Here is a 6,897-nt window from a genome sequence, read left to right as displayed (position 1 = left end):
CTGGACGCTGCTGGTGACGAGCAGCCGATGATTCCGGCCGGTGGCTTGATCCTCGGCTCCACCAACACCCGCAACGCAATGCTTTACGGTGCCATTCAAGATCTGGATGCCATTGAGAGCGGCCTGGTGGAGGCGTCCCGCTTCCCGAAATCCTGGGTCACGCCTGAGCCTAGCGTTCGCTGGTTGAAACTGCAGGCTGCGCCGCTGGCAGGTCTGCTTGAGCCGGACGCGTTCATCTACGCGAAGGTGGTGTGACATGGCCAAGAAACCTGAGGCTCACATCGTTATCGACGGCTGTATTCAGGAAGGCAAGAAGGTGTACGTGAAAGGTGTTGAATACACCCCACCTTCCGCCGAGCTCGCCGCACAGTTGGTCGCCGCCGGGACCATTGCGCCTATCCGTAGTGCTACAGCGCAGGCCGTGATGCGTACGGCGGCTCCAGCCCCTACACCTGCGACGCCTGCTACGCCAACTGCAGATGATCTGCTGCAACAGCAGGACGAATAACCATGGCCGGCTTCGCCGAACTGATGGATGACATGGATGAAATGATCATGTCATCGCTCAACGATGGCGGTGCCGATTACCTCAATGCCTCCGGAGCCTTACTGGTCGAGGGGATTGAGGTGATCCTCGACAAGGATGTCGAGCGCATGGACATCGTCAGCGGCATGGTGGACCGGTCTGTAACCATTACGGTTCGTCGCCACCTTCTTCAGCCCTTGGATCGCCAGGGTGCGTTTCGCCTCGATCCGGCGGAGTGGGGCGCTGACGGTAAGACCTGGCACATCGACGGCATTGCCGAAGATGACGGCCACCTGATCACCTTCTATGTGAAGCCCTGACCATGCCTATCGATATGCAATCCGCCATCGTTGCGGAGGTAATCGCGCGCCTGGCTGCCGTGGATTCATTCGGCGGTCGGGTGTTCGAGGACAGCGTGCTGCGCGTCATCGACTCCGCTGATGACGCCTTGCCGGATGACTTCATCGTCATCCAGCCAGGTACCACAGAGGAGGTGGAGCGCCAGTCCGGCGGTGGTGTTCGTGAGCGTGTGATCTTGAACATCACCTGCATTACCAAGCGCCGCGACTTTGCAGTGCACCTGCGTGCAGCCCGACTGGGCATCAAGGTCGCGCTGCCTGGTACCAAGGGAGGGCTTACCATGCAGGGCGTCCAGATCGCCACCTTTCAATCTGAAACCCCCATGCCGCCCGGCCAAGGCCGGACATGGGCTTGTCACGTGCTGCCTGTGCAGATCACCTACGTGCAACCCCTCAAGTGAGGACACCGTAATGCCCAAGATCACTATCACTGAGCCATTCAACTTCGCCTCGGGCGGGAACGTGACTCACTACAAAAAAGGCCCTGATCAGGATGTGCCTCAAGCTGTTGCTGAGCATGCCATGAATCGCGGCTTCACCCCGAAACCCAAGCCCAAAGCCGAAGCGCCAGCCGCAACGGCTGAAGCTGACAAGTAACCCGCCCAGCCAGGAGAGCTCAAATGCCTCAAATCGACCGCTCGTTTATTGGCGAGGGCATTCCCTATGCCCGCGCCTACCAGTCTCAGGATGCTTTTCTTGATCTTGGTAACTGCGACGTCTTCAACATCAGCTTCACCAGCGACCGTAAAACGCTGCGCAATTTCCGGGGCGGTGGTGGCAACCGCAACGTGCGTGAGCAAGTCACCGATGTGGCGTCCACCATTGGCCTGTATGACCTGACAGCGACCAACCTGGCGCGCGTCACGCGCTCCACAGTCGTTCCGGTTGCAGCAGGTGTGATCACTGCTGAGCCGCGCACCTGTGAGGGTATTGAAGGCGAGCTGATTCCTTTCAAGCACCTGCCTGACCTGACCGCACCTATCACGGTCGTCACTGCTGCTGATGCTGCCCTGCAGCCGGGTACTGACTACCTGGTTACGCCGCATGGCATTCTGGTGACGGGCAGTGGGGTTATCACCTCTGCCGGGATCAAGGCCACCTACACCAAACTCAAGTCGAGTGCTGTGCAGATGCTCAATGGCAGTCAGGTGGAGCTGGAAATCTACATTGCCGGCCTCAACGATGCACAGAGTGGTGAGCCTTACAGCTTGCACCTGCGCCGCGTGAAATTCGGCATGCTGTCGGAGTTGCCGGTGTTCGGTCAGGAATATCTGAAGCTGGAAGGCCCGGCCGAGCTGCTGGCCGATCCGCTGGTGTTGAGCAACGACATCTCCAAGTTCTGCGAGATGAACATCGTCGACAAAGCGGCCTAAGCCGCGGGCCAAGGATGGCCATCCTATTCTGTGGTGGTGTTGTGATGGTAAATTCCTCTCAACTCAAGGGAGGGATACCTATGCAATGCCCCAGTTGTGATTATGAAGCGCCGCAGTCGCAGTTCGGAGAGCCATTACGCTGCCCCGACTGTGGTGCTTTCTATGAAAAAGCGTTGGAGTTAAAGCTTAGGAAGTCTGCTGCGACCCCACCCCCGGCCCCGCCTTCCCCGTCAGTTGTGAATGTCCGCGGGCTCGTCCCTTGCCGGAGCTGTAAGGCCCCGATCAGCATAAAAGCCGCAGCTTGCCCCCATTGCGGTGCGGCGCCCAAGAAGGGCACCTCTGTTTTTACGTGGGTAATGGCAGTCATTGCCGGTCTCTGGCTTATCGGCTATCTGTCCACCCTGGTTAATAATCCTGGCGCGGGCTCTACGGCAAGCTCTACGACATCAGCGTCTAGCCAGTCAGCATTAGCAACGGCAAAAGCGGGCGCTGTGCTTGAAAGTTATGACTGGAGAAAGAGTGCAGGTGGGTCGTTGATGGCAGCCGACTTCACCGTCCGTAATACTGGGTCGGTAGCTATCAAGGATATTGAGATTGAGTGCGTTCACTTCGGGCCGAGTGGTACCAAGATTGATAGCAACAAACGCACGATCTTTGAAATAGTGGAAGCCGGCAAGACGCGCGTTTTCAAGAACTTTGACATGGGTTTCATCCACAGTCAGGTAGAAACTACCCGCTGCGTTATTAAGAACATCAGTATTTGATAACCAGTAATTTTGAATAACCCGCTTCGGCGGGTTTTTTATTGCCCGGAGAAAACATCGTGAGCCTGAAAGACCGCCTGATTCAGTTCGTGCTCCGTGGCAAAGATGAGCTTTCGCCGGAGGCGGCAAAAAGTGCTGAGGCGCTGGCATCTGTAAGTGCTGAGGCCGAGGAGCTTGGCAAGGTTCTCGACTCAGCCAAGGATGCCCGCGGCTTAGCCCGTGGTTTGGAGACCACCCAGCGGGCAGCTGAGCGGGCCGAGAGCAGCCTTGTGCAGGCTGACCTGCAAATCAAAGAACTGCGAGATGCGCTAAACAAAGCGCCAGGCTCTGCGGGCTTAGAGCAGTCGTTGAAGGATGCCGAGCGCGAAGCCCGGCGGATGCAGCGCGGGCTCGACAGTCTGCGCAAAAGCCTGGCTGACCAAGAAAAGGCAGCTCAGGCCGCTGGCATCGACACCAACAACTTGGCCGATGAAGAAAAGCGCCTGGCGGCTGAGGTCGACAGGGCCAAGGTTGCTTTAGACGCAAATAGCCAGCAGCTCAGGGTATTGCAGCGCGAGCATGCTGCTGCAGGTCGTGCTGCTGCTGAGCAGGCTACGCGGGTTGACGGCGCCCGTGAGGCAATGAGCCGGGGCGCCAAGCAGGTGCTGGCATTTGCCGCCGCCTATATCTCACTTAATGCCGCCTTCGGCCTGGTGCAGAAAGGCCTCAACCTGGTTCGCGATGGCATCTACTCGATGCTGCAAACAGGTGATCAGTTCGAGCTGCTTGATAAGCGATTGGCTTCGCTGATGGGCAGTGTGGCGGGTGGCGAGCAAGCCACTGCCTGGATTAAGAAGTTTGCCAAGGATACTCCTCTGGAGGTGGCTGACGTTACCGAGGCTTTTGCGCTGCTCAAGACCTACGGGCTAGACCCTATGGATGGCAGCCTTCAGGCCATCGTCGATAAGAACGAGCAGCTTGGCGGTGGTATGGAGCGCCTGCAGGGCATTGCCTCTGCACTTGGTCAGGCTTACGGCAAACAGAAGTTGCAGACCGAAGAGATTCTGCAGCTGGTTGAGCGCGGCGTGCCCGTGTGGGGCATGCTGGAAAAAATCACCGGCAAGAACGCTGCGCAGCTGAGCAAGCTGGCCACTGAAGGCCGGCTGGGTCGCGATGTCATCAAGGCCCTGGTGGCGGAAATCGGTAGAAGTGCCGAAGGTGCTGCTGCGGATGGCATGAACACCCTCACGGGCAAGGTCAGCAACCTCAAGGATGTGTGGGCCGACTTTCAGAACCGGGTTGCCGAGTCGGGCGCGCTAGATTTCGCTAAGAAGAAGCTGGGCGAACTTGCAGCCAAGATCGATGAAATGGACAAGGATGGTCGGCTGGATAAGCTGGCTACTGCACTCAGTAAGGCATTCACGGAGGGCGCGCAAAAGGCTCAGGACTTTGCCGTAAAGCTACTAGAGATTGATTTCAATAAGCTGGCCGATGACAGCACTAAGTGGCTGGATGGTTTTGGCAAGGGAGTTGATGGTGCGCTTGCTCGCTTCGAGGTGTTTTCCACCACCACGCGCGGCTTCTTTAATCTACTGACAGCGGCGAGCTCGGGCGCTGACACGCTCTTTGCTACGGTAAAGCTCGGCATATTGGAGGTGGCTGGCCTTCTCGCGAATGTTTTGCCGGAGTCAATTGGAGGCGCAAAATTTAAGTCAGCTGTTGAGGGTGCTGCAGCGACCGTTCGAGCTTCGCTTAAAACCTCAATAGATGGCGTCAAAACAGACGCTGAAGACCTTGCCGACGTGCTGGGTGGTATCGGCCAAAGTGCTGCAGATGCTTCGAAGGCCGCCGCCGAAGGGCAAACGGCTTTGGTTAAAACCCAGCTTGAGCAGCAGCGCATGCTGGACCAGGCGCATGCTGATCAACTGATCGCAAATCAGGACAAGGTCAAGGATGCGGCGCTGGCAGCTGCGGCTTCTGGTACTGCGGCTATCACCGATATTGGCAATGCCATCAACCTCATCGATACCGCTCGGAGCGTCCAGCAGCTGGAAGGGCTGCGCGGTGCCCTGGTAACAGCGTTTGATGGTGGGCGCCTTACCCAGGAGCAGTTTGCGCAGGCCGCTGGCCTGCTCAACACCAAGCTGTCTGAACTAGGCGGCACCGCCAAGGGGGCAGCCGATGGTGTGTCTGAGCTTGAGGAAAAGCTCGGCGACCTCGCCCAGGTGCAGGCTGCAATCAGCAATGCGAAAACTGATGTTGATATCAACAGCATCCGCGCTGCGCTGAGGAAGCTGTACAACGATGGCGAGATAACTGCGGCCCAGTACAACGCCGAGCTGAAGAAGACCAGCGACCGGCAAAAGGAACTCAAGTCGGCAGTCGAGCAGGGCAGCAAAGCCCAGGCCACTAAGAACGCTGTAGACAAAGAGGCCATTGTCACCAGCGAGCAGCTGCGTCGTGAAAGCGGCGCCCGCATGGAAGCCGAGCGCAAGGCCAGCGGCGAGGCGATGGAGGCCACCCGCAAAGGCAGCGAAGAAGCCAAGCGGGATATGTCCTCTACGGCTGACTTCTTCAGTGGCGTGATCAGCCGGGCTCGCGAGCCGTTGGCGGCTATGAGTGAGGCGGCGCTGGCTGTCTATGATCGCCTTCGCGGGATCAGCTCGGTTGATATGTCCATTGATACCAGCAGCCTGGAGGCCACCAGCGAGTCACTGCAGAAGGTGGTCAATGCGCTGGGTGAGGTCGAGGCTGCTGCAAGCCGGCCGCTGACCAGTAGCCTTGGGCGCTGGGCGTTGGAATCTCAGGCTGCCAGCCTGCAAACCCAGCAGGCGTTTCTTTCTCAGAAGGCAGCGCTGCAGGGGCTGACGGAAGGCTATGCCCGCAATGACATATCGGCTCAGCAGTTTGTACGCCGTGCGCAGGATATGCGGCAGCAGCTGGGGTTGCTCGATGACGCTGACCTAAGTGCGCTTGATGCGAGCATTGCTGCTGCGCAGCAAAGCATGCAGCAGCTGGGCAGCTCCACGCGGGCCACGCTGGAGGGTTTGCAGGATGAGCTGGATACCCTGCAGGGCCGCACCGATGACATCGAGCGGCGGCGTTTCGCTGCTCGGCGTCGTGAGCTGGAGGGGCAAATGGCCGAAGCGCAGGCGGGCGGTAATGCCGATGCTGTGGCCAATGCCGCCCGAGCGATTGGCCTGTTGCGCGAGATTGAAACCCAGACGGGCCAGCAGCGGCAGAAGCAGGAACAGCAGAAGCGCATTGATGAGCAGCAGAAGGCCGCGCCCGCTGCCCAGCAGCAGGCTGCACCTACGAAGGTCATCAGACTGGAAACGGCCCAAGGCAAGGCGGTGAACGTGGCTGTTAACAGTGACCGTGATGAAGCCACGCTGCTGGACATTCTAGAAGACGCCGCATTGAGGTCCGTGTAATGGCATTAACCCTGGATGACCTCGACCTGGCGGATAACCCTGACCTGGCCGGCGAGCAACTTGAATGGACGGACGAGTGGGAATGGAACGCCATCGAGCAGGAGCTGGACCGTAGCCTGACGGGGGCGTTGATGGTGCAGGAGGGCGTCAAGCTTTACGGCCGCCCGATCACGCTCACCAGCAATGGCGGCGCGTGGTTCACCTTGGCCAAGGTGCGAGAGCTAGAAGCAATGGCGTCCGTGCTGTTGAAGGTCATGCTGCTCACGCTGCCGACAGGTGCGCAGCACTACGTGACCTGGAACCGTGCTGCAGGCCCAGTTGTGCAGGCGCGGCCGTTGTACCGAACCGTGGCCCCTGAACCTGACTGGCTGCATGAGCTGACACTGCGGCTGATCACCGTGGCCCCGCCACCAGATCCCACCCCTGAACCTTGAACCTGAACAGCCCGCCGCGTGCGGGCTT

General features: G+C 59.0%; 9 protein-coding genes. All 9 read left to right on the top strand.

The genetic code is table 11. The annotated features are described in order from the left end of the window. Positions 1-255: major capsid protein (locus Q8M42_RS01920; RefSeq protein WP_305283131.1), on the top strand; the 255-nt coding region annotated here is incomplete at its 5' end. Between the two features lies 1 nt (position 256). Next, positions 257-508, top strand: a complete 252-nt coding sequence (locus Q8M42_RS01915; protein ID WP_305283129.1) for a hypothetical protein — start codon at positions 257-259, stop codon at positions 506-508. A 2-nt stretch (positions 509-510) separates the two neighbouring features. Continuing rightward, positions 511-846, top strand: a complete 336-nt coding sequence (locus tag Q8M42_RS01910) for a hypothetical protein (protein WP_305283127.1) — start codon at positions 511-513, stop codon at positions 844-846. Between the two features lie 2 nt (positions 847-848). Then, positions 849-1,286, top strand: a complete 438-nt coding sequence (locus Q8M42_RS01905) for a hypothetical protein (protein WP_305283125.1) — start codon at positions 849-851, stop codon at positions 1,284-1,286. A 10-nt stretch (positions 1,287-1,296) separates the two neighbouring features. Next, positions 1,297-1,482, top strand: a complete 186-nt coding sequence (locus Q8M42_RS01900) for a glycogen branching protein (protein WP_305283123.1) — start codon at positions 1,297-1,299, stop codon at positions 1,480-1,482. A 23-nt stretch (positions 1,483-1,505) separates the two neighbouring features. Beyond that, positions 1,506-2,258: a hypothetical protein gene (locus tag Q8M42_RS01895; protein ID WP_305283121.1), complete on the top strand. Its 753-nt coding sequence runs from the start codon at positions 1,506-1,508 to the stop codon at positions 2,256-2,258. A gap of 356 nt (positions 2,259-2,614) precedes the next feature. Next, a complete protein-coding gene (locus Q8M42_RS01890; protein WP_305283119.1) occupies positions 2,615-3,022 on the top strand; it encodes a hypothetical protein in 408 nt (135 codons plus the stop codon). A 59-nt stretch (positions 3,023-3,081) separates the two neighbouring features. Then, positions 3,082-6,435, top strand: a complete 3,354-nt coding sequence (locus Q8M42_RS01885; protein WP_305283117.1) for a tape measure protein — start codon at positions 3,082-3,084, stop codon at positions 6,433-6,435. Further along, positions 6,435-6,869, top strand: a complete 435-nt coding sequence (locus Q8M42_RS01880) for a hypothetical protein (protein WP_305283115.1) — start codon at positions 6,435-6,437, stop codon at positions 6,867-6,869. The genes Q8M42_RS01885 and Q8M42_RS01880 overlap by 1 nt, the downstream gene beginning before the upstream one ends. Positions 6,870-6,897: the final 28 nt, after the last annotated feature.

It is taken from the genome of Pseudomonas sp. (assembly GCF_030684895.1).
Taxonomy (GTDB): domain Bacteria; phylum Pseudomonadota; class Gammaproteobacteria; order Pseudomonadales; family Pseudomonadaceae; genus Aquipseudomonas.
This window is presented reverse-complemented; position numbering and strand designations above follow the sequence as displayed.